Genomic DNA, 26,759 nt, shown 5'->3' with positions numbered 1-26,759 from the left:
AGTGCCGAGCGCACCGCTTGGTTGCCCGCTTTCCTGCGCTACTACAACTGCGAGCGCCCGCACTGCGCTCTGGGGCACAAGCCCCCAGCCTCCCGCCTTTGTGGGAACAACCTATTGCAACTCGACATCTAGGGCCCGGGCAGCTTCATCGGCGCGGAGACGCGTTCAGCGGCGTCCACGACGTTTGCAATCAGTCCCGCGGAGCGGCCTGTGACACAGACGCCAAGCTCCAGGGAATAATCCAGTGACCACCGATTCATGTTGAGCGAGCCGACGTAAGCGGTATGGGCGTCGGCCAAGACCACCTTCGCGTGGGAGGTTTCGTTTCCTGCTGCGTCCTCCCGCTCGACCCGGAAGCTCAAGACGTTCACGCCCAGGTCGGCCAGTTCACGGGACACGCCGTTCAATCCGGCCGGCAGCAAGTCGCCGCTGTCGGCTCGAGAGATGAATATACGGCGCACGCCTTTCGGTGCTCGGGCAAACAAATTGACCAGAATGGGCGCGCCTATCTCGTCCACGTAGGGTGTCATCACACAAAAACGCGTTCGCGCCGACTCGGCGATGCCGGGCAGGGCTTCCTTTGTGTCAACCATGCCCCACTCACCTGCCGCCGCAAGCAGTTCTTTGGTGAACCGGCTTGGCGACGGCGGCTTCGTCACTACCACCTGCACTCTGTCGTGGTCCGAATGAACTTCCGTACGGTACAAGCACGCGCCAGTGAACATTGGGGCGAGTTCAACGTGCAGTGAGCGCGACACGGGACGCCACGTGAGGTGCGACGTCCGCTGAAAGAGCCCGGTCTTTGCAGCCGCTTCCAGGAACGCTTCGACCTCTCCAGCGCGGGCCATCGCGATGCCCGAACCCAACGCATGCGATGCGGTGCTGGTCTCCGCGTCGCCGTCGCGGAGCACCGGAACCTGTGCCGTCCCAAAGCGCGCCCACACGGGAGGAGCAGCCTGCGCTGGCGCTACAGGCGGCTTCGGGTCTTGCGCGGACTCGATGGGCTGACGAGCAGGTTCAGCCTGTTGAACTGCGGGAGGCTGCTGCCCTTGAGTGCTTTTGGGCGCAGCAAGTTTGGCTAGCAATGCCGCTTTTGCGGCCTTGGCCTTTGCCTGGTCATCCAGACGGTCAGTAAGTTTCCGTGGTCGCATGGCTCGAACGGCAGCGAGGTTTCAATTCACCGTCTAGCCATTCGCGAGCCCGTACACGGCGTGCACGGCTTCTATCATCGAACGGCCGGCCGCCAAGAGCTTCTTGACATGATGGGGGTCCGGCAGCGCGAGTTGGCTAAGCTCGAACGCGGAAACATTGGTTGCTCCAGAGATGCACCGGAAGTAGCGGTCGACCGCCGGCACTGCCAGCAGCTGCGCCAGTTGGCTGGGCGTTAGCACCGGGGAGGTCTCCTCAGTAGCCTCCAAAATCACCAGATGGTTTTCACCGACGAAGCCGCCGTATTCTTCGGTGAGTCCCTCAGGCACCGCGGCTGCCACCAGTCGGCGGGCCTGGGTATTGGACGTGACTCGCTGAAGGACGACAGCAGGCCGAGTCACCATTGACGGGTGCTGTCGGTCTCCAAGGTCGACGAATCGGTGTTCGTCAGGCTTTGCGGCCGCTGCCTCGAATTGAACGTCTCCTGCGAGGGAGATGTCCCCTGACCATAAGAGCGGAACGGCAGTTTGGCATCTTGCGTGCTTGACGTCCCTAGAACACTGAAAGGTCGGCCGCTTGTCTCTGTTCCAGACGAAGGCACCGATACGCACGCGGTAGCCATAGTCGGAGAGGCGGAACTTCGAAGCCCCCGCAACCTTCAGCAGGGGGACATCCGTCACTGCACGCGGAATCGGCCACACCGCGCCGGTGTCCAGTAAACGGCTTGGGCCCACGCTTTGATAGGCGCCAGACGGTGAAACGACTGATACGTCAGCCCAAGTCTCTCCGCCTGCGCGTTGAGCACGGCGCAGTACTGTTAGCGCCGTCTCCTGTTCAACGTCGATGAACACGCCGAGGCGGTCACTCACCATTCCGATGTGCTCCACCACGGAGTTGCGGGCCAGGTATCTCCGAAGCGCGCTGAAGTGTTGGCCTGACAGGAACGACGTGGGGGTCACCAAAGCCGCACGGCCGCCGTCCCGTAAGAGCCTGACGCAGAGCGCGATGAAAAGGCCGTACAGGTTCGGCTGCGACTCGATAACGTCGCCGTAGGCTGCCCGCAGCGGAACCAGCTCGTCTACCGTCATCTTTCGGTATGGCGGGTTGCAAACAACCACGTCGAGTTGGCCGGCCATCGCCGCCAGCTCCAGCAGCGAGTTGGCCTGATGCACTTTGAACTCGGGGAAGTACGCTGCTGCCTGGATTTCCGAGTGCAGAGCCATGCGCAAGAAGTGAGCTGACAAGCCGCACAGCGTTGCGTCCAAGTCCGTGCCGTAAAGGTGAGACTCAACGTGCTCCAGAATCGCGCGGGGCCGCGCACCTTGACTGCGAAGCGTGTCTCGCATCCTCAGGGCGATAGGCGCCAGGAACGCCGCACCGCCGCACGCGGGGTCCATGAAAGTCTGTGTTCCGAAGTCGACGCCCTGCGCGGCGATGTCGTCAAGCAGCCCTCGAGTGAGCGAGGGCGGGGTGAAGAACATGGCTAGCTGCTTGCGGTGGCCTTCGTCGGCCAACATGGCATACGCAGAGCTGAGCCAGTAGGACGCTTCAAGAAAGCCGAGGCGGCGGAGCGACTGGACAAACACCGCGAGCTCAGCCGTTTTGGACAGCTTTCTGGATTGAGGAAGCCCTGGATTCGGGAGGCCTTGGCAATCAGCCTCGCACCACTTGCTTAGCGCAGTTCCGATTACTGCCGAGGGTGATGCTTTGCACCCACGGGCTGCAGTCTCGAGCCGACGAATTTGTCGAAGCAGCGAAAGCCGCGAGGGGAGACGAGGCACACCCGCCAACTCCGGAGCTTCTTCTCTTGCAAGTCCCTCGCTTATGCGCTCTGAAATTCGCTCGTCCATCCGTGCTCCCTTTTTTACTTCTTTCTGGCTGGCGTTTTCCGCTCGGTTTGCGTCTTCGCTGCCACCCCGATCTTCTTGGCGTAATCGCGCACCATCACCTCAAACTTGTTGGTGAGGCTCCGGCTTTCTGCGACTGCGCAAAGCTCCCAGAGCTCTCGGACTTCTGGGGTCATCTTCAGCGACGTGGCGGCGGTCTTAAGACGCGGGCGGGGCATGGTGAGTAGTGAAGCGACGGCTTTTAGCAGTGGTAGTGCAAACAGATAGCACCACGTAACCGATGAAGTTATAGAAGCTGTCGATGTCCTTGACGTGCGCCATTCGCGGGCCAATTGAGACGGTTGATTGGAGGTCCGGTTGTGGCCGGAACCGGTAGGCCGAAAGGATAGCCCGAAGGAGGGCTTCCGCTGCATAGGCGCCGTTCAGGGTAGATCGGCGCATCGAAAGCCCGCTCATCTGTCAGCGGTGACCGAAGCGATTGCCGCACACCTGGGCCCAAAGCCGTCACGCGAAAGGGTCCTTGCCGCCTGACCGACCCGTCCTGCGCTGCAGACACTTCAACCACGAGCCCCCCGAAGACGCTCGTGCGTCGCTTCAAGCAGCCTGCTACCTCAGTGCCGCTGGCCTCGCACTCACGGCAGGCTGCGGGCAAAGCGCTCACCGGACTTCCGCGCGGTGATGTTCACGCGCATCGCAAGGCGGATCGACGTCAGGGCAGTGCCTGCAGGAACCCGCCATCCCGCCCGATACGATACGGTCCACACCGTTACCAGAGGGTGCACGCCTTGCCACCGGACTTCCCACCCGATCAGCCGCCCTCGCCCTGCCGGACCCAGCCCAACCGCTTGGCCAGCGGCCCACTTCAACAAGGCCGCGCACCGTGACCCGCCACATCATCCTCGGCGACTCCGACGACACCCCCGACGGCGCCCTGGCGGCGGCGTACGCCGCCGTCGACCAAGGCCAAGTGCACGAGGCCTACGACCTGGCCGCCGCCGCGCTCTCCGCGGCCAACGGCGACAACCTCCGGCTCGAGGCCCGCGCGCTGGCCTGCCTCGCGCATTGCGACCGCATCCATTCGCGCCTGCGCCGCGCGAGCGGCACCAGCCGCAGGGCGGCGCAGCTCTTCGAACAGCTGGGCGACGCGCAGGGCGAGGCCAATGCGCTGACCACGCTTGCGCATGTCTGCATGCTGCTCGGTCGCAACGACGAGGCGGTCGAGGCCGCCTTGCTGAGCGTGCAGCTGTGCAAGACCAAGCAACCGCAGCCGCCCGCGGTGCTCGCGTTGAACTGCCTGGGGCTGGCCTACTCCTGGGGAGGCGACCACAAGCGGGGCGATGCGGCGCTGGAGCTTGCCGTCGACGCGGCGCGGCGCTGCGAGCCGGCGGTCAGTGTCTTTCAGCCGCGCATCAATCAGGTGTGGGTCGAGGCGTCTCGCCTGATCGATGAGCGCTTCCACACCGGCACGATGCGCAGCCTGGCGCGTCTGGCAAGCCTGGTGGCGGAGTGCCGGGAGCTGGAGCGCGCCGGCATCGGGTTTGCGCTGCTGCCGGGGCTGCAGGCCTTCCGGGCCGTGATTTCTCCGGCCTCGTGCGCGCTGCTGGCCACATGGCAAGGCGACGCGGGTCTGGCCCAGACCGAGTTCGAGGCCGCCCGGCGTGCGCTGGGCAAGACGGTCACCTGGCTCGATGCCTTCGTGCGCTGGTGTGCCGCCGAAATGGCCTGGGCGCAGCACGACTGGGCAGCCACGCAGCTCGAACTGGAAAGGATGCGCGATCTCGCCCTGAGCGTCGAGCATGAACAGCTGGCCTGCCGTGCCCATCTGCTGCTGATCCAGGTCTTCGAACTGCAGGGCCGCCATGAAGATGCGTTGCGCGAGAACCGAATCCTTCGGCAACGCGAACAGCGGGTCGTCGCGGACAGCCTGAGCCATCGGGAGGCGCTGGTGTCCTGGCGCCTCGGTGCGAGGCAGAGCGAGCGTCACCTGCAGCAGGCGCTGGTGGCGTCCAGGCAGTTCGAGCGCTGGTCGCTGGAGGATGCATTGACGGGCATCGCCAATCGGCGACATCTGGAGCAGGTCCTGGATGAAGAGCTGCGGCTGCACGCATCCGCCGGGCAGCCCCTGGCCGTGGCGCTGCTCGACATCGACCAGTTCAAGTCGATCAACGACCGCTTCACCCACGAGGTCGGTGACCGTGTCCTGAAGACGGTGGCCGGCATCATGTCATCGCAGCTGCGCGAGCGCGACCTGCCGGCGCGATGGGCGGGCGACGAGTTCGTCATCGTGTTCGCCAACGCCACGGCGGGCAGTGCGGCGCAGGTGTGTGAGCGCGTCTGCGCCACCATCACGTCCTTCGACTGGGAGTCGATCGCTGCGGGGCTGCGCGTGGCAGTGAGCATCGGTTTGGCCGAGGCCATGAATGGGGACACCACGGCGTCCCTTCTTCACCGCAGCGACACGTCGATGTACAGGGTCAAGCCGCGCTCCGGTACATAGCACCGCGCGGCGGGGCCATCCGTGCAACGGTTACACGGATGGACATCGATACAAGTTGCCGGCCTCATGGGCCCGCCCGGTCAGGCCCGTGCAAGCCCACCCTGACGATGCTGTTCCTTCCTCCTCCCAAGGTGACTCGAAGAAGAAACACAGCCTCGCCATGACGTTCACCGACCGATTCCCCCAGGCCGCGCGCCGCACCCTTGCAGGCAGCCTTGCACTGGTCGCCGTGGCAGCAGGCCTCAGCGCCTGCGTCACTCCCGTCGTCGAAGAGCGGCCCGTGATCGTTCGGCCACCACCGCCGCCACCCGCACCGCATGTGGTCGTGCGCGCCATGCCCGCGCCCGTGCATGAGGACCGGGGCAATCCGCCCGGCCCGGGCTTCAACTGGGTGCCGGGCCACTGGCGCTGGGCCGGCAACGACTGGCTCTGGCAGCACGGCCAGTGGGTGCGCCAGCCGGTGCCACCCATGCCGCCGGTCATCATCGAACAGATCGGCGTGCCGCCCTCACCGCAGCATGTGTGGGTGCCGGGCCATTGGGTCTGGCGGCCGGAGGCCGGCGGGTGGGCCTGGGTGCGCGGCACCTGGTACCGCTGATGGCGACAGGTTTTTGCGCCGGCCGCAACACCGGACCTGCGTAGCGTCGGCAGACGATCGGCACCGGTGGCGCAGCCTCAGGCACGCGCCGCCTCCAGCAACCTCCGCACCGTCGCCACGCCCTCGATGGGCCGGGGATTGGTCCGGATCCACGGGTCGTGCATCGCCGCCTGGGCCACGGCTTCGATCCGCTCGTCGTCGTCCAAGCCCACCGCGCGCAGCGTGAGCGGCAGCCCCAGCCCCTCGATCAGGCCCGCCACCACCTGCCACGCGGGCACGCTGGGCTGGCCCATGGCTTCACTGATCATCGCGTGCTGCTCGCGCACCACCGGCTCGTTGAAGCGCATCACGTGCGGCATGAGGATGCAGGACGTGAGTCCGTGCGGCACGCCGCCCGTGCCGCCCAGGGCGTGGCCGATGCCATGGCTCGCGCCCTTGTTGACGCCGGCCTGAGAGCCCACGGTGGAGAGCCAGCCCGCCACCTGCGCATCGAGCCGCGCGCGCAGATTGCCCGCGTCGCGATGGGTGGCCGGCAACGCGCGGGTCAGCAGGCGGATCGCCTGCAGCGCCGTGCCCTGCGAATAGGGCTGCGCGTCGATGGAGCAGATGTCCTCCACCGCATGATCGAGCGCCCGCACGCCGGTCGACAGCCACAGCGCCTGCGGCGTGGGCAGCGTCACCGCTGGATCGAGCACGACGACGCGCGGCACTTGCTGCGGATGGGTGAACACCTCCTTCAGGCGCGTCCGCGGATGCGTGACGCCGGCATAGGCCGTGAACTCTGCGCCGGCGAGTGTGGTGGGCACCGCCAGCAGCGGCAACTGCGGCGCACGCACCCCAGCGCCTGCCGCGGTCATCGACTGCGAGGGCGACTTGCGCAAGGCGTCCATGTCGTCCACCGTGCCGACGTCGTTGGCCAGGCAGGTCGCCACCACCTTGGCCGCATCGATGACGGAGCCGCCACCCAGCGCCACCAGAAGATCGGCGTCGGCGCGCCGGGCGGCCTCCACCGCGGCGATGACGTCGTCGCGCGGGGTATGGGCGGCGATGCCGCTCCAGGTGGCCGCATGGCGCGCGCCCAGTGCGACGGCCAGGCGCGCGGGCACGTCCGTCTGTTCGGCCAACAGCGCGGCGGTCAGCACGAAGACGCGCTTAGCGCCCAGGCGCTCGGCCTCTGCCGCGACCACCTCGGCCGCCGGCTGGCCAAAGACCACACGCTCGATCTTGGGCAGGGCGTAGATGCCGCGGTACAGCTCGTCAGTCATGTCGCTCGGACTCCTTGCGGCGCAACGGGCCGCCGTGATGGCATTGAGGGGATCGGTCCATGACGGCCGGCCTATTGCAGTTCCAGGCCGGTGAGCTTGACCAGCGACTTCCAGCGCGCGATCTCCTCGACCTGGTAGCGGCGCATGTCCTCGGGCGTGGAAAGCCGCATGTTCACCAGCTGGCCTTCGTAGAACTTGCGGGTCTCGTCGCTGCGCCCGGCCTGGGTGAACAGTTCGGCGAGCCGCCGCGTCGCCTCGGGTGGCGTCCTGGCGGCCACGGCCGCGCCCACCCAGGTGAAGGCATCGAAGGCGGCCAGGCCGGCCTCGGGCGCGCTGGGCACGTCGGGCATCAGGGGCGAGCGCTGGGGCGCCGCGAGCATCAGCCCACGCAGGCGGCCCGACTTGACCAGCTCGACCGTGCTGCTCGCATCGACGATGGCGAAGTCCACGTTGCCTGCCATGACGGCGGCACCGGCATCGCCCGAGCCCTTGTAGTTGATGGGCGTGGCCTTGATGCCGGCAAGCTGGTCCATCCACTCCGCATACAGCGTGTACGAGATCGAGCCCGAGCCATAGTTGAGCGCGCCGGGCCGCTGCCTGGCATCGGCCACCAGATCGGCCACGCTGCGGTAGCGCGAGGTCGGCGGCACCACCAGCATCACGGGTGCGCCCACCAGCAACGAGATCGGCGCGAGGTCGACCAGCGGGTCGTAGGGCAGCTTGCGAAAGGCCGCCGCATTGGTCGCCAGGGTCGAGTTGCTGCCGAGCAGCACCGTGTGCCCATCGGCCGGCGCATTCAGCACCATCTGCACGGCAATGAAGCCATTGCCGCCGGGCTTGTTCTCGACGATGGCGGGCTGGCCCGACATCTCTCCCAGTAGGCGCGCAAAGTGCCGCGCCGCGATGTCCGTGCCACTGCCTGGCGGAAAGGGCACCACGAGCCTGAGCGGACGCGATGGGAAGGGCTCCGGCGCCGCCAAGGCATGGGGCGCCAGGGTGGCCGCGATGCCAGCGCCGCCAAGCAGCGCGAGCCACCTGCGGCGATTGAAGGAATGCTGGGGCATGACGATGTCTCCGTTGTTGTTGCCGACCGCTGTCGATCATGGGCGGCAGCCCCTTCTTCCTCAACCGGGCTCACGCCAGTCATTTCCATAGAATGGAAACTCCCGCTGGCACCCCGCACCCAGGAGCTGCCCTTTGCGACCTCGCAAGCCCGTCGACCGCACCAACACCGCCACCAACCAGACCCTGCGCCGCGGCCTGGCATTGCTCAAGGCCTTCCGGCCCGGCTTTCCCGTCCTGACCAACGGCGCCCTGGCGGAGCTGAGCGGCCTGGCGCCGTCGACGGTCAGCCGCATGACCGGGGCGCTGGTCGAGGCAGGCCTGCTGCGGCAGTTGCCGGGCGCGGGCGGCTACGCGCCCACGGCGGCCTGCATCAGCCTGGGCTTTGCGACCTTCCAGGCGATGGCACCGGTGCGGCAGCAGGTGCTGGCCCGCATGGAAGAGGCCGCCGAACGCCACAACGTGAGCGTGAGCCTGGCCGCCCCCGACGGCGACGACATGGTCTACGTCGACACCTTCCGCCGCGCGCGGCGCGAGACGCTGATGCACATTGCGCCGGGCGTGCGCATTCCCATGACCTACACCGCCCTCGGCACGGCCGCGCTGGCCTGCATGCCGGCGCAGGCACGGGCGATGCACATCGCCCACTTGGTCGCGCGCCACACGGGGGACCGCGCCGCCTTGCGCGCGCAGATCGAAGCGGGCGTGCAACACCACCAGATGCACGGCTGGTGCCAGGCCTCGTGGGTGGCCGACGTGGTGGGCGTGGCGCGGGCGGTGCACCTGCCGGCGCACGGCATCCTCAGCTTCAACTGCGCGGGCTCGTCGACGCAGATGGGTGCGCCGAAGATCGAGCGCAAGCTGGTGCCGCTGCTGTTCGAGCTGACCGAACTGGCCCTGTCCGCCGACAGCGAAGCGCGCTGATGGCAGCGGCCGTGGGCCGCAGGACCGACCCCTAGAATCCGCCCGCTCCAGCGCCCCCACCTGCCCATGAAACACCACGCCAAACGCGCCAGCATCAAGGACGTGGCGGCATTCGCCGGCGTGTCGCTGGGCAGCGTGTCGCGGGTCATCAACAAGGCCGGCAACGTCGGCGACGAAGTGCGGGCGCGGGTGGAGCACGCCATGCGCGAGCTGGACTATTCGCCCGACCAGACGGCGCAGGCCTTGCGCTCGCGCAGTTCGCGCACGGTGGGCTGCATGTTCACCGACGTGGCCAACCCGCTCTATGCGCGGCTCTACCAGACCTTCGAGACCAAGCTGCACAAGGCTGGCTACATGGTGCTGCTGGCCAACAGCCTGAATGACCTGCAGCGCGAGCGCGAGATCCTGTCGATGTTCCAGAGCCGCCGCATGGACGGCGCCATCATCGCGCCGGGCCACGAGCGCGATCCGGCCCTGCTGGAGACGATGGAGAAGCTCGGCCTGCCGGTGGTCATCCTCGACCGCGACATGGACGTGGCGCACGACCGCGTGCTGTTCGACCATCTGCGCGGCCTGCACGACGCCGTGCAGCACCTGGCCGCACTGCAGCACCGCGACGTAGCCTTGCTCATCGCCGATGTGCCCAACCGGCCCATGCGTCGGCGCCTCGAGGGCTTCAAGGCCGGGCTCGAAGCCGCCGGTCTGGCGCTTCGCCCTGAGCGGGTCGTGCGCCTGGGCTCATCGACCAGCCCGGCCTATGACGAAGTGCTGCGCCTCCTGCGCCCCGCCGACCGGCCAACGGCGCTGATCACACCCGGCACCAGCGTGCTGGCCGATGCGCTCAACGCGGCAGAAGCGCTGGGCCTGCAGGTGCCGCGCGACCTGTCCATCGTGAGCCTGGGCGACCCGGACTTTGCCCGCCATCACCGGCCTTCGATCAGCAGCATCGCCATCGACCACGAGATCGCGGCCGAGGCCGGCGTGGACATGCTGCTCAAGCGCATGCGCGGCGAACCGCCCGCCCAACCGCGCGAGGCCATGGCGCCGGCGCGATTCGTGGCGCGCGAGTCGACCGGGCCCGCCCCCACCCTGCCTCTTCGCCGCGCACGCACCCCGCGCACCTGAGTCCACCGGCAGCCGGGCAGCAGTACTCAATACACCTCGTGGTGAAACGTTTCACCCTGGGGAAAACGCTCTTCTTGTGCGGTTGCGCGCAGACCTACGCTGAGGCCATCACTCCATGGGCCATCGGCCCCGAGGTCCCGCGTGAACACCACCCCGACCCCCTTCGGCGCCGCCGACCATTCCCAACCCGCGAGCAGCCGCCTGGATGGCCGCGTCGCCATCGTGACCGGCGCCGGCTCGCGCACCGCCGATGTGGGCAACGGCCGCGCGGCCGCCATCCTGCTGGCACGCCGCGGCGCCCGCGTGCTGCTGCTCGACCTGCAGCCCGATGCCGCCCGCGACACTGAGCGCACCATCGCGGCGGAGGGCGGGCAGGCGATCACGCTGGCCTGCGACGTGTCCCAGGCCGAGGCCTGCCGCCAGGCCGTCGCCACGGCCGTGGAGGCCTGGGGCCGTGTCGACATCCTGGTCAACAACGTCGGCATCGGCGGGCCCGGCGGCAGCGCGGTCGACCTCGACCTGGACGAGTGGGACCGGGCCCTGCGCATCAACGTGACCTCGATGATGTTGATGGCCCGCTACGCCATCCCCGAGATGCGCAAGCTGGGCCGCGGCGCCATCGTCAACATCGCCTCGGTGGCCGGGCTGATGGGCGGCACGCCGGCCCTGCTCTACCCCACCTCCAAGGGCGCGGTGGTCAACATGACGCGGGCCATGGCCGCGCATCACGGCACCGAGGGCATCCGCGTCAACTGCGTGGCGCCGGGCATGGTCTACACGCCCATGGTCGCGGGCCGCATGACGCCTGAGGTGCGCGAGGAACGGCGTATGCGCTCGCTGCTGCAGACCGAAGGCTCGGGCTGGGACGTGGGCCAGGCCGTGGCCTACCTGGCCAGCGATGAGGCGCGCTGGGTCACGGGCGTGATCCTGCCCGTGGATGCCGGGGCCACCGCCGGCAAGGCGCCCTCGCCGGGCCTGAAGCCGGACGAGCGCGAGACCAAAGCTGGCTGAGTTCACCCCTGCTCCATCGCCAGCCAGCCCCATGCCCCGCATCCCCCTGCTCCCCGAACACCCGGCCGATCCGCAGGCCGCCGCCCTCTTCGACGAAGTGCGCCACGCCCGCGGCCCGGACTTTCCGATGCCGCACCTCTACCGCGTGCTGGCCACGGCGCCGGCCATGTTCCGCGGCTGGCTCGACTTTGCCTGGCCGCTTCGGCAGAACGCCCACACCCCACGGCCCTTGCGCGAGCTGCTGATCCTGCGCGGGGCGCAGATCTCCGGTACGGCCTACGAATGGGCCCACCACGTGCCCATGGCGCTGGAGGCCGGCGTGAGCCAGGCCCAGATCGACGCCCTCGGCCAATGGCCGACGTCGCCCCTGTTCGACGCCCCGCAACGCGCCGTGCTGCAGCTAGCCGATGAGGTCACGCGCGGCCCCGCGGCATCGCACGCCACGGTGCAGCAGTTGAAGCAGAGCGGCTTCGACGATCCCGCCGTGGTGGAGCTGGTGCTCACGGCGAGCTTCTACGTGTGCGTGGGGCGCTTCCTGCAGTCCATGGACATCGAGCTCGAGCCTGGCTACGACGCGCTGTTGTCGTCCATGTCGACCGGCGACGCGCCCCCCACCGCCCACCCGCCCTCGGCCCCTGTGCACTGAACCCACGAAAGGATTCCGCGATGACGCACCTTCCTCGGACGCCCCGCCGCCGCGCATTGGGCGCCGTCATGGGCCTGCTCCTGGGCGCCGGCCTGCTGGCCGCCGCGCCGACTCAGGCCCAGGCGCAGAGCCAGAGCGGGACCTTTCCCGACCGGCCGCTCAAGATCATCCTGATGTTCCCGGCCGGCAACGGGCTGGACACCAGCACCCGCAACTTCGCCGATGCGCTGGGCAAGGAACTGGGGCAGCCGGTGGTGGTCGACAACCGGCCCGGGGCCAATGGCGTCATCGCCTTCTCGGCCGTGCGATTGGCACCAGCCGATGGCTACACGCTGCTGGTGGGCAGCTCGTCGGGCATCACCATACCGGTTGCGTATGGCAAGAGCCTGCCCTACGACCCGTTCAAGGACTTCAAGCTCGTCGGCGGCATGCTGCGCGCGCCGGCCATCCTGACGGTGCCGCCCGACTCCAAGTTCACCACCATCCGCCAGATGATCGAGGTGGGCAAGGCCAAGCCCGAGCCGCTGACCATCGGCACCTATTCCGACGGCTACTACCTCACGTCGCAGCGCTTGGCCAACCTGGCCGGCATCAAGCTGCGCAACGTGCCCTACAAGGGCTATCCGGCCTCGCTGCCCGACCTCGCTGCCGGCCGAATCGACATCGGCTACGGCGACGCCACGGCCACGCAGGAGCTGATCAAGTCCGGCAAGATCCGCGCCCTGGCCGTGACGGGCACCACGCGCCATCCCAACTACCCGGACGTCCCCACCGTGGCCGAAAGCGGGGTGCCCGACTTCTCGTACTACAGCTGGGACGTCTTCCTGGTGCGCAGCGAGACGCCGGCGCCCATCACCGAGAAGTTGATGGCTGCGGTCAAGCGGGTGCTCCACGGCCCCGACTATCCGGCCTTCCTGCGGGCGAATGGCTCCGAGCCGATGCTCGACGACATGCCCGCCATCCAGAAGATGATGACCGACGAGGTCACCCTCTACAAATCGCTCATCGCCAGCACCAGCGCCGAAAGCCGCTGAGCACGCCGCCCATCCCTCATTGCATCGGCAGCATGGCAGCCGGTGCGCTCCACCTGTACACCGCACCATGGCCCGCGTCCCCTACTTCGACCTCTCGCAAGCGTCCGACACCTACCTGCAGCTGATCGGCTCGCGTCCGCCACTCAACCTCTATCGCATGCTGCCGCATGCCGGCAAGGTGGCCGAAGGCTTCCTGGCGTTGGGCGGCGCCATCCTGCGCGAGAACCGGCTCGACTCAAGGTTGCGCGAGATCGCCATCCTGCGTGTCGGCCTGCTGTGCGGGTCGAGCTACGAAGTGCACCAGCACCGGCGGGTGGCGCGCAACGTGGGTCTGGCCGATGAGAAGGTGGCAGCGCTGGAGATCGGCGCCGACACGGGCGCGCTCGACGACACCGAGCGCATGGTGCTGGACTACGTCGACCAGGTGGTGACGCACGTCAAGGCACCCGACGCGATGTTCGACGCCCTGTGCCAGCAACTCTCGCCCGCCCTCGTGGCCGAGCTCACCCTGGTCATCGGCTTCTACATGATGGTGAGCCGCTTCCTCGAGAACTTCGAGGTGGACATCGAGGCGCCAGCCGCGACGCAGAACGCCGGTTGAGGCCCGGCCTCAACTGACCTTGCCGTCTTCCTGCTTGGCCTGGGCCATGGCCTCGGGCTCCAGTTCTTCCGCCTCCCGGTTGTAGCGGATGAAGACGCCCCACCCCGCGAGCAGCACGCCGACGGCAACGACGAGGGCGCTGGCGTAGAGCATGTCTGCCGGCGCCCTTTGCGCCTTGAAGGTAGCCACCAGCCCCTCCACCGCGAGCGCCACCACCAGCACGACCAGAAAGCGCGACAGGAAGCGGCGCACCCGCGTCGGTCCGCTGATGTGGGCTTCGCGCACCACCTCCTCTTCGGCGATGGTGCGCGAGATCTGCAGCGCCACCACCGCCGAGGCCAGCACGCCCAGCGCCTCGATGATGGAAGCGGCCGAGCCGCGGTCCAGGCCGGCACCGAAGGCATCCCAGCCGATGCGCGCCGCGATCACCAGCAGCATCAGCGACGCCACCGCGAACACCACAGCCATCAGGGCGTGCACCAGGGGAAAGAGGTCGAGGAAGCGCTTCATGCGGACCAAGCCTGCATGCCGGCCGCGGCGTCGCGTGTCAGGCGGCGCAGCGTCCTTCAGAAGGCAAGCAGGCCGGCCCGTGCACCAGGTCCGGCCTGCCCGCCGCCTTCAGGCGGCCTGCTTCACGGCACCCGCGGCCGCCAGCGATTCGATCTCCTCGGTCGACAGCCCCGCCTCGCGCAGCACTTCAGCGGAATGCTCGCCCAGCGTCGGCGCCAGGCGCGCGATGCGTGCCGGCGTCGTGCCAAAGCGCACGGGCGGCCGCACCTGAACGGTGGGGCCCTCGGTGGGATGCTCATGCGTCTCGAACAGGCCGACGCTGACCAGCTGCGGATGCTCGCGCAACTCGTCGAGCGCATAGATGCGCGTGGCCGGGATGTCCAGCGCTTCGCACAGCGCCAGGCAGGTGTCGCAGTCCATGTCGGCCACCACGGCCGCCAGGTCGGCATACAGCTCGCGCACACGGGCATTGAGCTGGCTGCGGTCCATCGGGCCGTACTTCTGCAGAAGGGCCGCGTGGCCGGTGCGCTCGAACAGCGCCTGCCAGTGCGCGGGCGAGTAAGGCAGCACCGTCACATGGCCGTCGCGCACGGCGATGGGGCGCCGTCCGCCATTGAGCACCCGCGCGTAGCCGGGCTCCGCCGTCGCAGGCTCGAAGGCATGGCCGCCCTGGTGCTCGACCAGCGTGAAGGCGGTCATGGCCTCGAACATGGGAACTTCCACATACTGGCCCTGGCCGGTGCGCGCGCGGTGCAGCAGCGCGGCCGTCACGGCCTGCGCCACCATCAGGCCTGCGGCCTTGTCGGCCACCAGCGTGGGCATGTAGCGCGGCTGCGCCCCGTCACGCAGGTTCAGGTCCACCAGGCCGCAACCGGACTGCACGATGTCGTCGAACACCGGCTTGCCGGCGAAGGCGCCGCCCTCCTGGTAGCCGGTGGCCACGCAGTAGACGATGTCGGGCCGGACGCGGCGCAGCGCCTCGTAGCCCAGGCCCAGCCGCTCGATGGCCGGCACGCGCATGTTGTGGACGAACACGTCGGCCGTGGCCGCCAGTCGCAACAGCGCCTGCACGCCCTCGGGGCGCTTGAGGTCCAGTGCCAGGGAGCGCTTGTTGCGATTGATGGTGAGGTAGATCGAGCTCATGCCCCGGTGCCGCGACACGCCATTGGCCCGCATCAGGTCGCCCTCCAGGCTTTCGACCTTGATCACGTCCGCGCCCTGGTCGCCCAGGATCTGGGTGGCCAGCGGGCCGAGCACGACGGCGGTGAGGTCGAGGACGCGCAGGCCCGCAAGCGGCCCGCTGGCGGAGGAAGAGTTCTGCTCGGAAGGCTTCATGGGATCCAAAGAAAAAAGGCCGGCACGCCCATGGCGTCCACCTGCCGGGTCATCGTCATTGCTGCACCAGGCCGGCCGCTTCGGCCACGCGCTTGAAGCGCTCGTACTCGCGCTGCTGGAACTTGCGCATCTCGTCGCCCTTGAGGTCCAGGAAGTCGGCGCCCCGCTGCTGGCGGTAGGCCACGGCCTCGGGCTGTGCCATCACCTCGGCCAGCGCGCCGATCAGCTTCTGGGTGATGTCGGCGGGCGTCTCGCTGCGCACGAAGAAGGAGCTCCAGACATAGGTCTCGAAGTCGGCGAAGCCGCTCTCGATCATGGTGGGCACCGCGGGCAGCGTGCCCATGCGCTTGGCGCCGGTGACGGCCAGCATGCGAATGCGGCCTTCCTTCTGCATCTCGACGAAGGCCGAGGGGTCGACGATGGCCACTTCCAGCTGGCCGCCGATCACGTCCGTGACCATCTGCGAGCCGCCCTTGTAGTTGATGTGGTTGATCTGCGCGCCCGAGGCCGTGCCCAGCCACGCGGCCACCAGCTGGTAGCCGGCCGAGTAGTTGCCTACAGCGATCGGACGCTTCTCGCGCTTGGCCGCGGCCACCACGTCCTGGATGCTGTGGGCGGGCGAATCGCCTTTCACCACGAAGGCGGCCGGGCCGACGGCCGAGCCCACCAGCGGCTTGAAGTCCTTGAACGGGTCGTAGGGCAGGCTCTTCATCACGGCCGGGTTGACCGACATGGGCGAGTTGCTGGCCAGCAGGATGCTGTAGCCGTCGGCCGGGGCCGACTTGACCGACTGCACCGCGATCAGGCCACTGCCCCCGGGCCGGTTCTCCACGATCACCGGCTGGCCCAGCTTCTTGCCGAGCAGGTCGCCGTAGAAGCGCGAGTCCGAGTCGGAGCCGCTGCCCGCGGTGAAGGGCACCACGATGCGCAGCGGCTTGGTGGGAAAGGCCGCCTGGGCCAGGGCGGCCGGACTGGCCGCCAGCAGCGCGCCGCCGGCGCCGAAGGCGCCCAGCGCAGCCAGGAAGGCGCGACGTTCAAGGGTCATGGGATGTCTCCGTCTGTAGGTGTGGATTCACGCAAGTCCGGGAAGGCCCGGGGTGGACCTCGCTTGCCTGGGCGGACTCTAGCACTTATATTTGTTGACCAACAAGCAAGTTGCTTTAGGTGTTGACCCGGACGCTCCTGTCCGGCACGCACCTTCGAAGGAGACAAGCCATGCAAGCCCTGGACATCCGTCCGGCCGAACTGCCGCCCGACTGCGAGCGGCTCCGCGCCGAGGTGCGCGACTTTCTTGCGCAGACGCTCGGGGACCTGCCGCCGCATGAGCGGGCGCGCAACTGGTCCGGCTACAGCCCCGAGTTCAGCCGAGCCCTCGGCCAACGCGGCTGGATCGGCATGACCTGGCCGCGGCGCTACGGCGGCGGCGAGCGCTCCATGCTCGAGCGCTACGTGGTGCTGGAAGAGCTGCTGGCCGCTGGCGCCCCCGTGTCGGCCCACTGGGTGGCCGACCGCCAGAGCGGCCCGCTGCTGATGCGCTATTCGCCCGAGGTGCTGGCGCCCGAGCTGCTGCCGCGCATCGCGCGGGGCGAGTGCCATTTCTGCATCGGCATGAGCGAACCCGATTCGGGCTCGGACCTCGCCTCCATCCGCACCCGGGCCGTGCGCGATGGCGACGGCTGGCGCATCAGCGGCCGCAAGGTGTGGACCTCGGCCGCGCACAAGGCGCACTACATGATCGCGCTGGTGCGCACCGCACCACCCAGTGCCGACCGGCATGCGGGCATGTCGCAGTTCCTGGTGGACATGCGCAGCCCCGGCCTCACCATCCGGCCCATCGTCAACCAGTTGGGCGAGCACGAGTTCAACGAGGTCACCTTCGACGAGGTGCCCGTGCCCGCGCACCACCTGATCGGCGCCGAAGGCGAAGGCTGGCACCAGGTCACGACCGAGCTGACCTTCGAGCGCTCGGGTCCCGAGCGCTACATGAGCAGCACGCAGCTCATGCTCGAGATGCTGGACGCCGCCGATGCCGACAACCCGCACCACCAGCTGGTGCTGGGGCGGCTGGCCGCGCAGTACGCCACGCTGCGGCAGATGTCGCTGGGCGTGGCCGGCATGCTGGCCGCGGGCCAGAACCCCGGGCTGGCCGCTGCGGCCGTCAAGGACCAGGGCGCACTCCTGGAGCAGGGCCTGCCCGACCTGGCGCACGAACTCTTCGGCGGCCGCATGCCCCCCGAGAGCGACCTGGCGCGCGTGCAGCGGCACCTGGTGCTGGCCACGCCGTCCTTCTCCCTGCGCGGCGGTACGCGCGAAATCCTGCGGGGCATGCTCGCGAAAGGAATGGGCCTGCGATGAACGACGACCAACAGATGATCCAGGACAGCGCCGCGCGCCTGTTCGCCGCTGCGGCCGGGGCCGCGCTCAACACGCAGGTGGAGGCCGGCGACTTTCCGCAGGCGCTTTGGCAGCAGGTGGAAGAGGCCGGCTTCGCCGCGTCGCTGGCCGCGGGCGATCAGGGCTTCGGCCTCACGCCCGACCAGGCGCTGCCGATCTTCGAGGAACTGGGCCGCCATCGCGTACCGTTGCCGCTGGCCGAGACGGCTGCCGGCCTGGCACTGCTCGCCTGCACGGGACATGCGCCGCTGGCCGGGCCGGGCACGCTGATCGACGCGGGGCCGGGGCAGACGCTGGCGCTGACGGCGGACGGTCGCCACCTGAGCGGCGAGGCGCCGGCCGTGCCCTGGGGCCGGCATGCCGCCTGGGCACTCGTGCAACTGCCGCAGGGCGACATCGCCGTGGTGGACCTGAAGGACGCCACCGGCCTCACCTGCGAACCGGGCCTGGACCTCGCCAGCCTGCCCGCCGACCGCCTGCGCCTGGCAGTCGTCGCGGTGCGCGCGGTGCTGCCCGCCTCGGCATTCGGCATCGCGCTGCCACTGCGCAGCACGGCCGCCCTGCTGCATGCGGCCATGATGGTCGGCGCCATGGAATGGGCGCTGGCCGAGGCCATCCAGTACGCCAACGACCGCGTGCAGTTCGGCCGGCCCATCGGCAAGAACCAGGCGCTGCAGCAGATGCTGGCGCAGGCCGCGGGCGATGTGGCCTCGGCCCGCATGGCGGTGCGCGCGGCAGGGCTGGACTTCAGGCTCGGCGACGCGGAGCGCGCGGCGCGTGCCGACTTCGGCGTGGCTGCGGCCAAGGTGCGCTGCGGCGAGGCGGCCACGCGCGTGGCGGCCACCGCGCACCAGGTGCTGGGCGCCATCGGCTTCACGCACGAGCATGCGCTGCACTTCGCCACGCGCCGGCTGTGGGCCTGGCGCGCGGCCTATGGTGCCGATGCCTGGTGGGCGCAGCGACTGGGCGCCGCGGCCATCCGCGCCCGCGCGGCCGGCTTCTGGCCGGCGATGACGCAGCGGCAGTTCTCCGTGACCGCGGCCGAGTGAGCTGCGCCGAGGACGTCTCGCGCTTCAGCGTATGGCGCCCAGCATTCCCTTCACATTCCCCGAGACCTTCATGCCCCCACGCAGCCACACCGACCTCGGCGTCGACATGGACGGCCACGTCGCCATCCTCGAGATCCGCCGCCCGCCGCACAACTTCTTCGACGTGCCGCTGATCCGCGCCATCGCCGATGCGCTCGAAGACCTCGAAGCCCATGCCGACTGCCGCGCCGTGGTGCTGGCCGCGCAGGGCACGGCCTTCTGCGCCGGTGCCAACTTCGGCGGCGACACCGATGCCACGGCAGCCACCAGCCCGCGCGCACTCAACCCGATCTATGCCGAGGCGCTGCGCATCTACGCCACCGGCAAGCCCATCGTGGCCGCGGTGCACGGGCCGGCCATCGGCGGCGGACTGGGCCTCGCGCTGGCCGCGGACTTTCGCGTGAGCTGCCCGCAGGCGCGCTTCAGCGCCAACTTCAACCGGCTGGGATTCCATCCCGGCTTCGGCCTGTCGGTCACGCTGCCGCGGCTGGTGGGTCCGCAGCAGGCCGCCCTGCTCTTCTACACCGGCCGGCGCATCGACGGCACGCAGGCCCACACGCTGGGCCTGGTCGACGAGCTGGTCGATGGGCCCGAGGCCGTGCGCGGCGCGGCCCTGGAACTCGCGCAAGAGATCGCACTGTCGGCGCCCATCGCCGTGCAGGCCACCCGCACCACGCTGCGGCGCGAACTGATGCCGCTGCTGCGCGAAGCCGTCGCGCGCGAAAGCGAGATGCAGTTCGCGCACTTTCGCAGCGAGGACTTCCGCGAGGGCGTGCAGGCCATGTCCGAGCGCCGGCCGCCGAAGTTCAGCGGCCGGTAAGCCGGCGGCACGCCTCCTCTTTCGCAACAACGCCCGCACCGCGGGGCCAGGGCAACACCATGCTTCAAGACGGACTGCTGCGCGGACGGCGCATCCTCATCACCGGCGGCGGCAGCGGCCTGGGGCTTGCCATGGCCGAGCGCTTCGCGGCGCTGGGCGCACAGCTGGTGCTGTGCGGCCGCCGGGCCGAGCTGCTGGCGGCCGCACGCGACGGCCTCCTGGCACGCCACGACGCCAATGTGCAGACCCTGACTTGTGACGTGCGCGATCCGTCCGCCGTCGAAGCCATGTTCGATGCAGCCTGGCAGCAAGGCCCGCTCGATGTGCTGGTCAACAACGCGGCGGCCACCTTCATCGCGCAGACCGAACGCCTGAGCGCCCGCGCGGCCGACGCCATCCTGGGGCCCACGCTGCACGGCGCGCTGTACTGCACGCTGCAGGCCGGCCGACGCTGGATCGACAGCGGCCGGCCGGGCGTGGTGCTGAGCATCCTCTCGACCTCCACCCGCACCGGTCGCGCCTTCACCGTGCCCTCGGCCATGGCCAAGTCGGGGCTGCTGGCCATGACGCGCAGCCTGGCCGTGGAATGGGGTCCGCACGGCATCCGCAGCGTGGCCATCGCACCCGGGCCCTTCCCGACGGCGGGCGCGGGCCAGGCGCTGGACCCAACGGCGGGGCGAGCATTTGCCAATGCGGCGCCGAATGTGGAGGCGAGCGCAGGCACTGGCGTCGCGGCTGAGGCCGGGGCTGCCGCCCCTTATCCAGCCAACCCGCTGGGCCGCGTCGGCCGGCCGCCGGAGCTGGCCGAGCTGGCCGCCTTCCTGGTGAGCGACAGCGCGGCCTATATCAACGGCGAGATGATCGCCATCGACGGCGGCCAGCACCTGCGCACCTCCGGCGCCGAAGACCTGCTGGCCTGGGGACCGGACGACTGGGCTCGCGCGCGGGCGGGCCGCGGCGGCTGAGCCCGGCGGCCGCCGTCAATGCGGCGCCAAGGTCCTGTCGACCATCTGTAGGGCCAGGTCCCGCACCTTGTCCAGCCGCAGGTCGCCCAGCACCAGGCGCTGGTGCAGCACGCCGCGCAGCGCGCCGAGCAGCAGCGTGGCGGCGGTGGTCGGGTCGATGTCGGCACGGATCTCGCCCAGCGCAATGCCGTCGCGGATGTGCTGCTCCAGCCGCGAGATGCTGCTGCGGATGTATTCGCCGATGTAGGGGTTGAGTTCCGAGTCCTCCATGAAGCCCTCGGTCATCATCACCAGCAGCGCGCGGGTCTCGATCCAGCGGGTGTCGTCGCGGACGAAGTAGGTGGAGACCAGACTGCGCACCGCGTCGAGCCCAGGACGGTGCTGCGGCAGCGCGAGGCGCCGTGCCTCGAAGCGCGCGCCGATGTTGAGCACCACCCGCTGCAACAGGCCGGCCTTGTTGCCGAAGCGATGGGCCGGCAGGCCGCGGCTGTAGCCGGCGGCCTCGCCCACTTCGGCCAGCGTCATGCGTACCGAGCCGCGACGCGCCACCAACTCCAGCGCCGCGTCCAGGATGCGCCGCTCGGCCAGCGCGCGGCGCTCGGCCTGGGTCAGCCGGGTACCGGCTTCGCCGCCCTCGTCCGCAGGGACTTCCTCGTCCATGGCCACGTCCACGGCGGGCGCAGCAGAGGCGGCGACGGCCTTGCGGGTCACGCGCTTGCGCAGCGCCGGCGCGGTGGAAGGGGACGAGGCTTTGGAGGGCATGGCGAACGTGGAGGCGGGAAGGCCACGGGGACTGGGCCGGAAACGATAGCACCTCGGTCGCGCGGCAGAGGTCGTGTTGGTGCCCACCGGCACAATGCCCGGATGCCCCGCTCCCTGCGCTTCCTGCTGCCCTGGCTGCTGGCCTGGCTCGCCGCCGTGCTGGCGGGTGGTGCATGGCTGGCGCGGACCGAACTCGATCGCCTGCAGGCCGACTTCGACACCGAAGGCCGCATCGCCCATCGGCTGCTGAGCCAGCAGGTGGTGCAGTACGACGCGGTGCTGGCCACGCTGGCGCTGCTGGGTGGCGCCCAGGCGTCCGCCGCCGCCGACCGGCCCGAACAGCGGCTGAGCGCCGTCTATCCCGCCATCCTGCGCGTGCAACGGCGCGCGCCCGGCACCGCATGGGCCGATGCGGAACTGGCCGCCGCCGAAGCCCGCTCGCGCAGCCGCAAGGCGGCGGTGCTCAGCCGCATCGACCTGGCCGCCGGCCGTTATCAACTGCTCATGGCGGCCGAGCCGACCAGCTACGCACTCGACATCGACCTGGCTGCGGCCGTGCCCTGGCAGGAATGGCCGAGCGATCCACGCACGGCCGCCGCCCGAACGGTGCTGACGCTGGATGGCCAGGCCTTCGTGCTGCAACCCGGCCGCGATGCGACCGCGGCCGGCGGCTGGCACTTCGGCTTCCGCAAGACGCTGGCCTCGGCCAGCCAGCCCTTCGAGGTGGTGTCGATGCGGCGCGTGGGCTGGGCCGAACTGCCCTGGGCTGCGATGGCGCTGTGGGCGGCGGCCGTCGCCCTCGCGCTGGGCGTGCTGCAGGCCTGGCAGCGCCAGCGCACCGGGCGCCGCCGGGCCGAGGAGTTGCTGCGTCTGGGGCAGGTCGGCCGGCTCAACACACTCGGCGAGTTGGCCGCCGGCATGGCGCACGAGCTCAACCAGCCCCTCACCGCCATGCTGGCCAACACGCAGGCCGCACGCCGCCTGCTCGACGACGACCCGCCCGAGCTGGCCACCGCCCGAGGCGCCATGGCCCAGGCGGCCGAGCAGGCCCGCCGCGCCGCGGCCGTGGTCGCGCGCCTGCGCCGCGCCATCGAGCGGCCCGAGGCACAGGCCGGCGAGCGGCGCACCGTCGTCGCGCTGCAGGATGTGGTGCGCGATGCCCTGCATCTGCTGGAGCCCGAATGCACGCGCCGCCAAGTGGCGGTGGAGACGGCCGCCACCCCGGAGCCGGTGCGCGTGCAGGCCGACCCCGTGGCGGTGGAGCAGATCGTCCACAACCTGCTGCTCAACGCGCTGCAGGCGCTGGAGAGCCGGCCGGCCGACGCGCCGCGGCGCATCCGCATCGCCGTGCTGCGCCAGCAGGGCCAGGGCCTGCTGCAGATCCACGACAGCGGGCCGGGCATCGCGCCCGAGCTGCTGCCGCGCATCTTCCAGCCCTTCGTCAGCACGCGCCCGGGCGGACTCGGGCTGGGCCTGAGCCTCAGCGAGACGCTGGCCACCGGCCAGGGCGGCAGCCTGGCCGCCGACAACCCGCCCGAAGGCGGCGCGCGCTTCACGCTCGCCCTGCCACTGGCCGAGGCCTGATCACCCGCGTCCGCATGCCATGAACGCTTCGCCCCAATCCCCGCTCATCCACCTGATCGACGACGACGACGCCGTGCGAGACGGGCTCGCCCTGCTCATCGGCACGGTGGGGCTGCGGGTGCAGGCGTGGGCCGACCCGCTCGCCTTCCTGGCGCAGTTCGACCGGCGCGAGATCGGCGCCATCGTGCTCGACGTCCGCATGCCGGGCATCAGCGGCCTCGCGGTGCTGGACCGGCTGATCGCCGAGGGCGTGGACCAGCCGGTGCTGATGCTCACCGGCCACGGCACGGTCGAGCTGTGCCGGCGCGCCTTCAAGTCGGGGGCGGCGGAGTTCCTGGAGAAACCGGTGGACGACCAGCAACTCATCGACGCGCTGCAGGCTGCCGTGCGCCAGCATGTGCGCTCGCGCGAGCGGCTGCTGGGCGACCATGCGGCGCGCGAGCGCTTCGCCCAGCTGTCGCCGCGCGAGCGCGAGGTGCTGGCCTTCATCATCGAAGGCCTGACCAACAAGGAGATCGCGCGCCGGCTGGACCTGTCGCCGCGCACGGTCGAGACGCACCGCGCCAACCTCTTCGCCAAGCTGGACTGCGAGTCGCTGGCGCAACTGATCCGGCGCTATGCCGTGCTGGCCGAGGCGCCGGCAGCCTAGCGACGCCAGCGTGGCGCCATCGCGGCGCCGCTGCCGCAGGAGGCGCCGTCCATGCGCCATCGCCGCTCCGTAGTTCTACGCAGTGGCGCGCGTAGCCGCACGAATGGGCGCGGTGCGGACGGATTTCTACAGTGGCATCACCGCCGACGAGCGGACTTCACCGCGTCACAACACTGGAGATTTCCATGCCCATTTCGCCCGCCTCCCTGACCCGCGCCTGCACCGGCGCCGCCCTGGCCACGCTCGCCAGCCTTGCCCTGGCCCAGCAGGCCACGGCACCGGCCGCCGCTGCCGCACCCATGCTCCGCACCGAACGCGCCCTGAGCCTGCCGCTGGCCAACCAGATCGCCGCCGCCACGGTGGCCGCCTGCGCCGCCAATGGCTACGCCGTCACGGCCACCGTGGTCGACCGCGCCGGCACCGTGCGCGCCGTGCAGCGCGCCGACAACGCCGGCCCGCACACCGTGGCCGCGGCCGAGCGCAAGGCCTTCACCTCGGCCTCGGGCAAGGCGCCCACGCTCGCGATGATGGAGAACGCCCAGAAGAACCCCGGCGCCGCCAACCTGGTGAACATCCCCGGCTTCCTGCTGCTGGGCGGCGGCGTGCCGATCAAGGCCGGCAACGAGGTGATCGGTGCCGTGGGCGTCGGCGGCGCGCCCGGCGGCCACCTGGACGACCAGTGCGCCAATGCGGGCCTGGAATCCGTCAAAGCACAACTGGGCGCTTGAGATGCCGATGCGCTGCGGCCGCCTCGCCGCTTCCCTTCTGGCTGTGGCCGCAGCACTGTCGCTGGGTACGGCAACCGCATCGGCGCAGGTCGCGCCCACCGCCGCAGAGGCCGAGGCCTACACCGGCCTCTTCCGCGCCGCGCAGCGCGGTGACCTGCCGGGGCTGCGTCAGGCGCTCGCCCATGGCGCACCGGTCAATGGTCGCGATGCCCACGGCCGCACGCCGCTGCATGTGGCCACTTTCGCCCGCCAGGCCGAGGCCATCCGCGCCCTGGCGGCGGCCGGTGCCGACCTGGGTGCCATGGACGCCGACCGCTACGACGCCGTGACCATCGCCGCCGTGGCCGACGACCTGCCGACGCTGTCGCTGCTGCTGGACCTGGGCGCCTCCGCGCGCCTGGTCACCAGCCGCTACGACGGCACCGCCCTGATTGCCGCCGCACACCTGGGCCACGACACGGTGGTGCAGCGGCTGATCCGCGCCGGTGCGCCGCTGGACCATGTCAACAACCTGCACTGGACTGCGGCCATCGAGGCCGTGGTGCTGGGCGACGGCGGGCCGCGCCACCAGCGCACGCTGGCCGCGCTGATCGACGCCGGCGCCGACCTGCGCCTGGCCGACCGGCAGGGCCGCACGCCGCTGGACCTGGCCCGAGCACGCGGCTATACGGGCATGGTGCGGTTGATCGAGGCTGCGCCACACCGTCGCACGGTACCCGGCGCGCCAGCGCCCAGCGCCACCGCCCCGACCTCCTAGGACGCCATCTCGAACATCTTCCCCGGATTCATGATGTTGGCCGGATCGAGGGCGCGCTTGATCGCCCGCATCAGGTCCACGCCCTCCGGATGCTCGGCCACCAGCTGGTGGATGCGATGCAGCCCGATCCCGTGCTCGCCGGTGCAGGTGCCGCCCATTCGGATCGCGCGCATCGCCACGCGCTCGGCCAACGCCTCGGCCCGCGCACGCTCGTCCTCGCTGCCCGGGTCGAACAGGATGCCCAGATGGAAGTTGCCATCGCCGACATGGCCGACGAGCGGTGCAAGCAGACCGCTGGCCTCGATGTCGCTGCGGGTCTCCTCGATGCACGCCGCCAGCGCAGCGATGGGCACACAGGCATCGGTGCCGATCATCCGGCAGCCCGGTCGCAGCGCCAGGTTGGCGTAGGTGACGTCATGGCGCGCCTTCCAGAGGCGGCTGCGGTCCTCCGGCCGCTCGGCCCAGGCGAATCCGCTGCCGCCGTTGTCCGCGGCGATCTGCTCGATGGTCTCGATCTGCTCGCGCACGGCTGCGGGCGAGCCATGAAACTCGATGAACAGGGTGGGCCGCGGCTGGAGCTCGGTCAATGCCGAGAAGGCGATGCAGGCCGCCGTCTGAACGTCGTCCAGCAGTTCGATCCGCGCGACCGGTACGCCGATCTGCAGCACGGCAATGACGGTCTGTATGGCGGACCGGAGATCGTCGAACTGGCACACGGCGGCCTGCACCGTCTCGGGCAGGCCCCACAGGCGCAGCTGGATCTCGGTGACGATGCCGAGCACGCCTTCGCTGCCGACGAACAGCCGGGTCAGGTCGAGCCCGGCCGCCGTCTTGCGCGCGCGCGTGCCGGTGCGCACGATCCGTCCATCCGGCATCACCACGGTCAGGCCCAGCACGGCATCGCGCATCGTCCCGTAGCGCACCGCAGCCGTCCCCGAGGCCCGGGTGCAGGTCATGCCGCCGAGGCTCGCATTGGCGCCAGGGTCGATGGGAAAGAAGAGCCCAAGCTCCCGCAACTCCGCGTTGAGCTGAAGGCGGGTCACGCCCGCCTGCACCCGGCAGTCCAGGGAATCGGCGCTGACATCGAGCAACCGGTCCATGCGCGACAGATCGAGACTGATCCCGCCACGGACCGCCGCCACGTGCGCCTCGAGCGAGGTGCCGGTGCCAAAAGGCACGATGGGGACGACGGTCTGGTTGCACAGCCGCGCGACGAAGGCCACCTCCTCGTTATCCAGCGGAAACACGACGGCATCCGGCAGGCTGCGGATGGGCACGCCCTCCCCGCCCCCGCCGTGGTGGTCGAGGACGGCGGCGGCCGTTGACACACGGTCACCAAAACGCGCGCGCAGCGCCGGCAGCAGCGCCTGCACGCGCTGTGCGACGAGGTCGCGCGCTGAATCATTCA

Annotated in this window: 25 protein-coding genes and 1 pseudogene; 17 read left to right on the top strand and 9 right to left on the bottom strand. The window is 69.9% G+C overall.

What is annotated here, in order from left to right; translation table 11 throughout:
- A pseudogene (locus KBC94_RS24385) lies at positions 1 to 132 on the top strand (integrase core domain-containing protein); the annotation flags it as partial.
- Here KBC94_RS24385 and KBC94_RS24380 read toward each other — a convergent pair.
- Together KBC94_RS24380 and KBC94_RS24375 are read right to left on the bottom strand one after the other, a co-directional pair.
- Positions 129 to 1,151 (bottom strand): phospholipase D-like domain-containing protein, encoded by a 1,023-nt coding sequence (locus KBC94_RS24380; protein WP_294376463.1) that lies wholly within the window; start codon positions 1,149 to 1,151, stop codon positions 129 to 131. The pseudogene KBC94_RS24385 and the gene KBC94_RS24380 sit on opposite strands and share 4 nt — an antisense overlap.
- Before the next feature lie 33 nt (positions 1,152 to 1,184).
- Positions 1,185 to 2,759 (bottom strand): N-6 DNA methylase, encoded by a 1,575-nt coding sequence (locus tag KBC94_RS24375; protein ID WP_294376474.1) that lies wholly within the window; start codon positions 2,757 to 2,759, stop codon positions 1,185 to 1,187.
- A gap of 1,117 nt (positions 2,760 to 3,876) precedes the next feature.
- On the opposite strand from KBC94_RS24375, the gene KBC94_RS24370 reads away from it, so the two are divergent.
- Together KBC94_RS24370 and KBC94_RS24365 are read left to right on the top strand one after the other, a co-directional pair.
- Positions 3,877 to 5,493 carry a diguanylate cyclase gene (locus KBC94_RS24370; RefSeq protein ID WP_294376460.1) on the top strand — a complete coding sequence of 539 codons (1,617 nt, stop codon included), beginning with the start codon at positions 3,877 to 3,879 and terminating at the stop codon, positions 5,491 to 5,493.
- A 160-nt stretch (positions 5,494 to 5,653) separates the two neighbouring features.
- Positions 5,654 to 6,091 carry a hypothetical protein gene (locus tag KBC94_RS24365; protein ID WP_294376457.1) on the top strand — a complete coding sequence of 146 codons (438 nt, stop codon included), beginning with the start codon at positions 5,654 to 5,656 and terminating at the stop codon, positions 6,089 to 6,091.
- A gap of 77 nt (positions 6,092 to 6,168) precedes the next feature.
- On the opposite strand, the gene KBC94_RS24360 is transcribed toward KBC94_RS24365, so the two are convergent.
- Together KBC94_RS24360 and KBC94_RS24355 are read right to left on the bottom strand one after the other, a co-directional pair.
- Positions 6,169 to 7,356: an iron-containing alcohol dehydrogenase gene (locus KBC94_RS24360; RefSeq protein ID WP_294376453.1), complete on the bottom strand. Its 1,188-nt coding sequence runs from the start codon at positions 7,354 to 7,356 to the stop codon at positions 6,169 to 6,171.
- A gap of 71 nt (positions 7,357 to 7,427) precedes the next feature.
- Positions 7,428 to 8,420 (bottom strand): tripartite tricarboxylate transporter substrate binding protein, encoded by a 993-nt coding sequence (locus KBC94_RS24355; protein WP_294376450.1) that lies wholly within the window; start codon positions 8,418 to 8,420, stop codon positions 7,428 to 7,430.
- Between the two features lie 133 nt (positions 8,421 to 8,553).
- On the opposite strand from KBC94_RS24355, the gene KBC94_RS24350 reads away from it, so the two are divergent.
- From KBC94_RS24350 to KBC94_RS24325, 6 genes are all read left to right on the top strand, one after another.
- A complete protein-coding gene (locus KBC94_RS24350; RefSeq protein WP_294376447.1) occupies positions 8,554 to 9,342 on the top strand; it encodes a helix-turn-helix domain-containing protein in 789 nt (262 codons plus the stop codon).
- 66 nt (positions 9,343 to 9,408) lie between these two features.
- A complete protein-coding gene (locus KBC94_RS24345; protein ID WP_294376444.1) occupies positions 9,409 to 10,467 on the top strand; it encodes a LacI family DNA-binding transcriptional regulator in 1,059 nt (352 codons plus the stop codon).
- A 141-nt stretch (positions 10,468 to 10,608) separates the two neighbouring features.
- Positions 10,609 to 11,478, top strand: coding sequence for an SDR family NAD(P)-dependent oxidoreductase (locus KBC94_RS24340; RefSeq protein WP_294376441.1), 870 nt, complete (start codon positions 10,609 to 10,611; stop codon positions 11,476 to 11,478).
- Between the two features lie 31 nt (positions 11,479 to 11,509).
- Positions 11,510 to 12,124 carry a carboxymuconolactone decarboxylase family protein gene (locus tag KBC94_RS24335; RefSeq protein WP_294376439.1) on the top strand — a complete coding sequence of 205 codons (615 nt, stop codon included), beginning with the start codon at positions 11,510 to 11,512 and terminating at the stop codon, positions 12,122 to 12,124.
- A gap of 20 nt (positions 12,125 to 12,144) precedes the next feature.
- Positions 12,145 to 13,158, top strand: coding sequence for a tripartite tricarboxylate transporter substrate binding protein (locus KBC94_RS24330; RefSeq protein ID WP_294376435.1), 1,014 nt, complete (start codon positions 12,145 to 12,147; stop codon positions 13,156 to 13,158).
- 67 nt (positions 13,159 to 13,225) lie between these two features.
- The gene (locus KBC94_RS24325) at positions 13,226 to 13,759 is read left to right on the top strand and encodes a carboxymuconolactone decarboxylase family protein (RefSeq protein ID WP_294376430.1); all 534 of its coding nucleotides are present in this window, start codon (positions 13,226 to 13,228) and stop codon (positions 13,757 to 13,759) included.
- Positions 13,760 to 13,768: 9 nt separating this feature from the next.
- On the opposite strand, the gene KBC94_RS24320 is transcribed toward KBC94_RS24325, so the two are convergent.
- The 3 genes from KBC94_RS24320 to KBC94_RS24310 all read right to left on the bottom strand — a co-directional run bounded on the left by KBC94_RS24320 (position 13,769) and on the right by KBC94_RS24310 (position 16,649).
- Positions 13,769 to 14,269 (bottom strand): hypothetical protein, encoded by a 501-nt coding sequence (locus KBC94_RS24320; protein ID WP_294376429.1) that lies wholly within the window; start codon positions 14,267 to 14,269, stop codon positions 13,769 to 13,771.
- Between the two features lie 108 nt (positions 14,270 to 14,377).
- Positions 14,378 to 15,604, bottom strand: a complete 1,227-nt coding sequence (locus KBC94_RS24315) for a CoA transferase (protein WP_294376428.1) — start codon at positions 15,602 to 15,604, stop codon at positions 14,378 to 14,380.
- 55 nt (positions 15,605 to 15,659) lie between these two features.
- On the bottom strand, positions 15,660 to 16,649 hold the full coding sequence (locus KBC94_RS24310; RefSeq protein WP_294376426.1) for a tripartite tricarboxylate transporter substrate binding protein: 990 nt from the start codon (positions 16,647 to 16,649) through the stop codon (positions 15,660 to 15,662).
- Positions 16,650 to 16,819: 170 nt separating this feature from the next.
- Here KBC94_RS24310 and KBC94_RS24305 point away from each other — a divergent pair, with 170 nt between their 5' ends.
- From KBC94_RS24305 to KBC94_RS24290, 4 genes are all read left to right on the top strand, one after another.
- Positions 16,820 to 17,959: an acyl-CoA dehydrogenase family protein gene (locus KBC94_RS24305; RefSeq protein WP_294376424.1), complete on the top strand. Its 1,140-nt coding sequence runs from the start codon at positions 16,820 to 16,822 to the stop codon at positions 17,957 to 17,959.
- Positions 17,956 to 19,047 carry an acyl-CoA dehydrogenase family protein gene (locus tag KBC94_RS24300; protein ID WP_294376420.1) on the top strand — a complete coding sequence of 364 codons (1,092 nt, stop codon included), beginning with the start codon at positions 17,956 to 17,958 and terminating at the stop codon, positions 19,045 to 19,047. The genes KBC94_RS24305 and KBC94_RS24300 overlap by 4 nt, the downstream gene beginning before the upstream one ends.
- Before the next feature lie 70 nt (positions 19,048 to 19,117).
- Entirely contained in the window at positions 19,118 to 19,906 is a 789-nt protein-coding gene (locus tag KBC94_RS24295) for an enoyl-CoA hydratase/isomerase family protein (RefSeq protein ID WP_294376417.1), read from the top strand.
- 59 nt (positions 19,907 to 19,965) lie between these two features.
- Positions 19,966 to 20,871, top strand: coding sequence for an SDR family oxidoreductase (locus KBC94_RS24290; RefSeq protein WP_294376414.1), 906 nt, complete (start codon positions 19,966 to 19,968; stop codon positions 20,869 to 20,871).
- 15 nt (positions 20,872 to 20,886) lie between these two features.
- On the opposite strand, the gene KBC94_RS24285 is transcribed toward KBC94_RS24290, so the two are convergent.
- On the bottom strand, positions 20,887 to 21,633 hold the full coding sequence (locus KBC94_RS24285; RefSeq protein WP_294376412.1) for a TetR/AcrR family transcriptional regulator: 747 nt from the start codon (positions 21,631 to 21,633) through the stop codon (positions 20,887 to 20,889).
- A gap of 102 nt (positions 21,634 to 21,735) precedes the next feature.
- Here KBC94_RS24285 and KBC94_RS24280 point away from each other — a divergent pair, with 102 nt between their 5' ends.
- The 4 genes from KBC94_RS24280 to KBC94_RS24265 all read left to right on the top strand — a co-directional run bounded on the left by KBC94_RS24280 (position 21,736) and on the right by KBC94_RS24265 (position 25,351).
- Complete coding sequence (locus KBC94_RS24280) at positions 21,736 to 23,217, top strand: ATP-binding protein (protein WP_294376407.1); 1,482 nt, start codon at positions 21,736 to 21,738, stop codon at positions 23,215 to 23,217.
- Positions 23,218 to 23,236: 19 nt separating this feature from the next.
- Entirely contained in the window at positions 23,237 to 23,866 is a 630-nt protein-coding gene (locus KBC94_RS24275; RefSeq protein ID WP_294376403.1) for a response regulator, read from the top strand.
- Positions 23,867 to 24,051: 185 nt separating this feature from the next.
- Positions 24,052 to 24,594: a heme-binding protein gene (locus KBC94_RS24270; protein WP_294376400.1), complete on the top strand. Its 543-nt coding sequence runs from the start codon at positions 24,052 to 24,054 to the stop codon at positions 24,592 to 24,594.
- A 7-nt stretch (positions 24,595 to 24,601) separates the two neighbouring features.
- Complete coding sequence (locus KBC94_RS24265) at positions 24,602 to 25,351, top strand: ankyrin repeat domain-containing protein (protein ID WP_294376398.1); 750 nt, start codon at positions 24,602 to 24,604, stop codon at positions 25,349 to 25,351.
- On the opposite strand, the gene KBC94_RS24260 is transcribed toward KBC94_RS24265, so the two are convergent.
- On the bottom strand, positions 25,348 to 26,724 hold the full coding sequence (locus KBC94_RS24260; protein WP_294376396.1) for an FAD-linked oxidase C-terminal domain-containing protein: 1,377 nt from the start codon (positions 26,722 to 26,724) through the stop codon (positions 25,348 to 25,350). The two genes, KBC94_RS24265 and KBC94_RS24260, sit on opposite strands and share 4 nt — an antisense overlap.
- Positions 26,725 to 26,759 lie beyond the last annotated feature (35 nt).

Source organism: Pseudacidovorax sp. (assembly GCF_017991995.1).
GTDB lineage: Bacteria > Pseudomonadota > Gammaproteobacteria > Burkholderiales > Burkholderiaceae_C > Xenophilus.
The sequence above is the reverse complement of the archived record's forward strand: the minus strand, read 5'-3'. Positions and strand labels throughout refer to the sequence as shown.

What these genes read in the sequence shown, in the direction of transcription:
- KBC94_RS24325 (WP_294376430.1), top strand. Translation starts at nt 13,226, where the DNA reads ATGGCCCGCGTCCCCTACTTCGACCTCTCGCAAGCGTCCGACACCTAC.
- KBC94_RS24345 (WP_294376444.1), top strand. Translation starts at nt 9,409, where the DNA reads ATGAAACACCACGCCAAACGCGCCAGCATCAAGGACGTGGCGGCATTC.
- KBC94_RS24305 (WP_294376424.1), top strand. Translation starts at nt 16,820, where the DNA reads ATGCAAGCCCTGGACATCCGTCCGGCCGAACTGCCGCCCGACTGCGAG.
- KBC94_RS24335 (WP_294376439.1), top strand. Translation starts at nt 11,510, where the DNA reads ATGCCCCGCATCCCCCTGCTCCCCGAACACCCGGCCGATCCGCAGGCC.
- KBC94_RS24360 (WP_294376453.1), bottom strand. Translation starts at nt 7,356, where the DNA reads ATGACTGACGAGCTGTACCGCGGCATCTACGCCCTGCCCAAGATCGAG.
- KBC94_RS24285 (WP_294376412.1), bottom strand. Translation starts at nt 21,633, where the DNA reads ATGCCCTCCAAAGCCTCGTCCCCTTCCACCGCGCCGGCGCTGCGCAAG.
- KBC94_RS24320 (WP_294376429.1), bottom strand. Translation starts at nt 14,269, where the DNA reads ATGAAGCGCTTCCTCGACCTCTTTCCCCTGGTGCACGCCCTGATGGCT.
- KBC94_RS24300 (WP_294376420.1), top strand. Translation starts at nt 17,956, where the DNA reads ATGAACGACGACCAACAGATGATCCAGGACAGCGCCGCGCGCCTGTTC.
- KBC94_RS24290 (WP_294376414.1), top strand. Translation starts at nt 19,966, where the DNA reads ATGCTTCAAGACGGACTGCTGCGCGGACGGCGCATCCTCATCACCGGC.
- KBC94_RS24270 (WP_294376400.1), top strand. Translation starts at nt 24,052, where the DNA reads ATGCCCATTTCGCCCGCCTCCCTGACCCGCGCCTGCACCGGCGCCGCC.
- KBC94_RS24355 (WP_294376450.1), bottom strand. Translation starts at nt 8,420, where the DNA reads ATGCCCCAGCATTCCTTCAATCGCCGCAGGTGGCTCGCGCTGCTTGGC.
- KBC94_RS24315 (WP_294376428.1), bottom strand. Translation starts at nt 15,604, where the DNA reads ATGAAGCCTTCCGAGCAGAACTCTTCCTCCGCCAGCGGGCCGCTTGCG.
- KBC94_RS24380 (WP_294376463.1), bottom strand. Translation starts at nt 1,151, where the DNA reads ATGCGACCACGGAAACTTACTGACCGTCTGGATGACCAGGCAAAGGCC.
- KBC94_RS24265 (WP_294376398.1), top strand. Translation starts at nt 24,602, where the DNA reads ATGCGCTGCGGCCGCCTCGCCGCTTCCCTTCTGGCTGTGGCCGCAGCA.
- KBC94_RS24310 (WP_294376426.1), bottom strand. Translation starts at nt 16,649, where the DNA reads ATGACCCTTGAACGTCGCGCCTTCCTGGCTGCGCTGGGCGCCTTCGGC.
- KBC94_RS24280 (WP_294376407.1), top strand. Translation starts at nt 21,736, where the DNA reads ATGCCCCGCTCCCTGCGCTTCCTGCTGCCCTGGCTGCTGGCCTGGCTC.
- KBC94_RS24275 (WP_294376403.1), top strand. Translation starts at nt 23,237, where the DNA reads ATGAACGCTTCGCCCCAATCCCCGCTCATCCACCTGATCGACGACGAC.
- KBC94_RS24330 (WP_294376435.1), top strand. Translation starts at nt 12,145, where the DNA reads ATGACGCACCTTCCTCGGACGCCCCGCCGCCGCGCATTGGGCGCCGTC.
- KBC94_RS24295 (WP_294376417.1), top strand. Translation starts at nt 19,118, where the DNA reads ATGCCCCCACGCAGCCACACCGACCTCGGCGTCGACATGGACGGCCAC.
- KBC94_RS24365 (WP_294376457.1), top strand. Translation starts at nt 5,654, where the DNA reads ATGACGTTCACCGACCGATTCCCCCAGGCCGCGCGCCGCACCCTTGCA.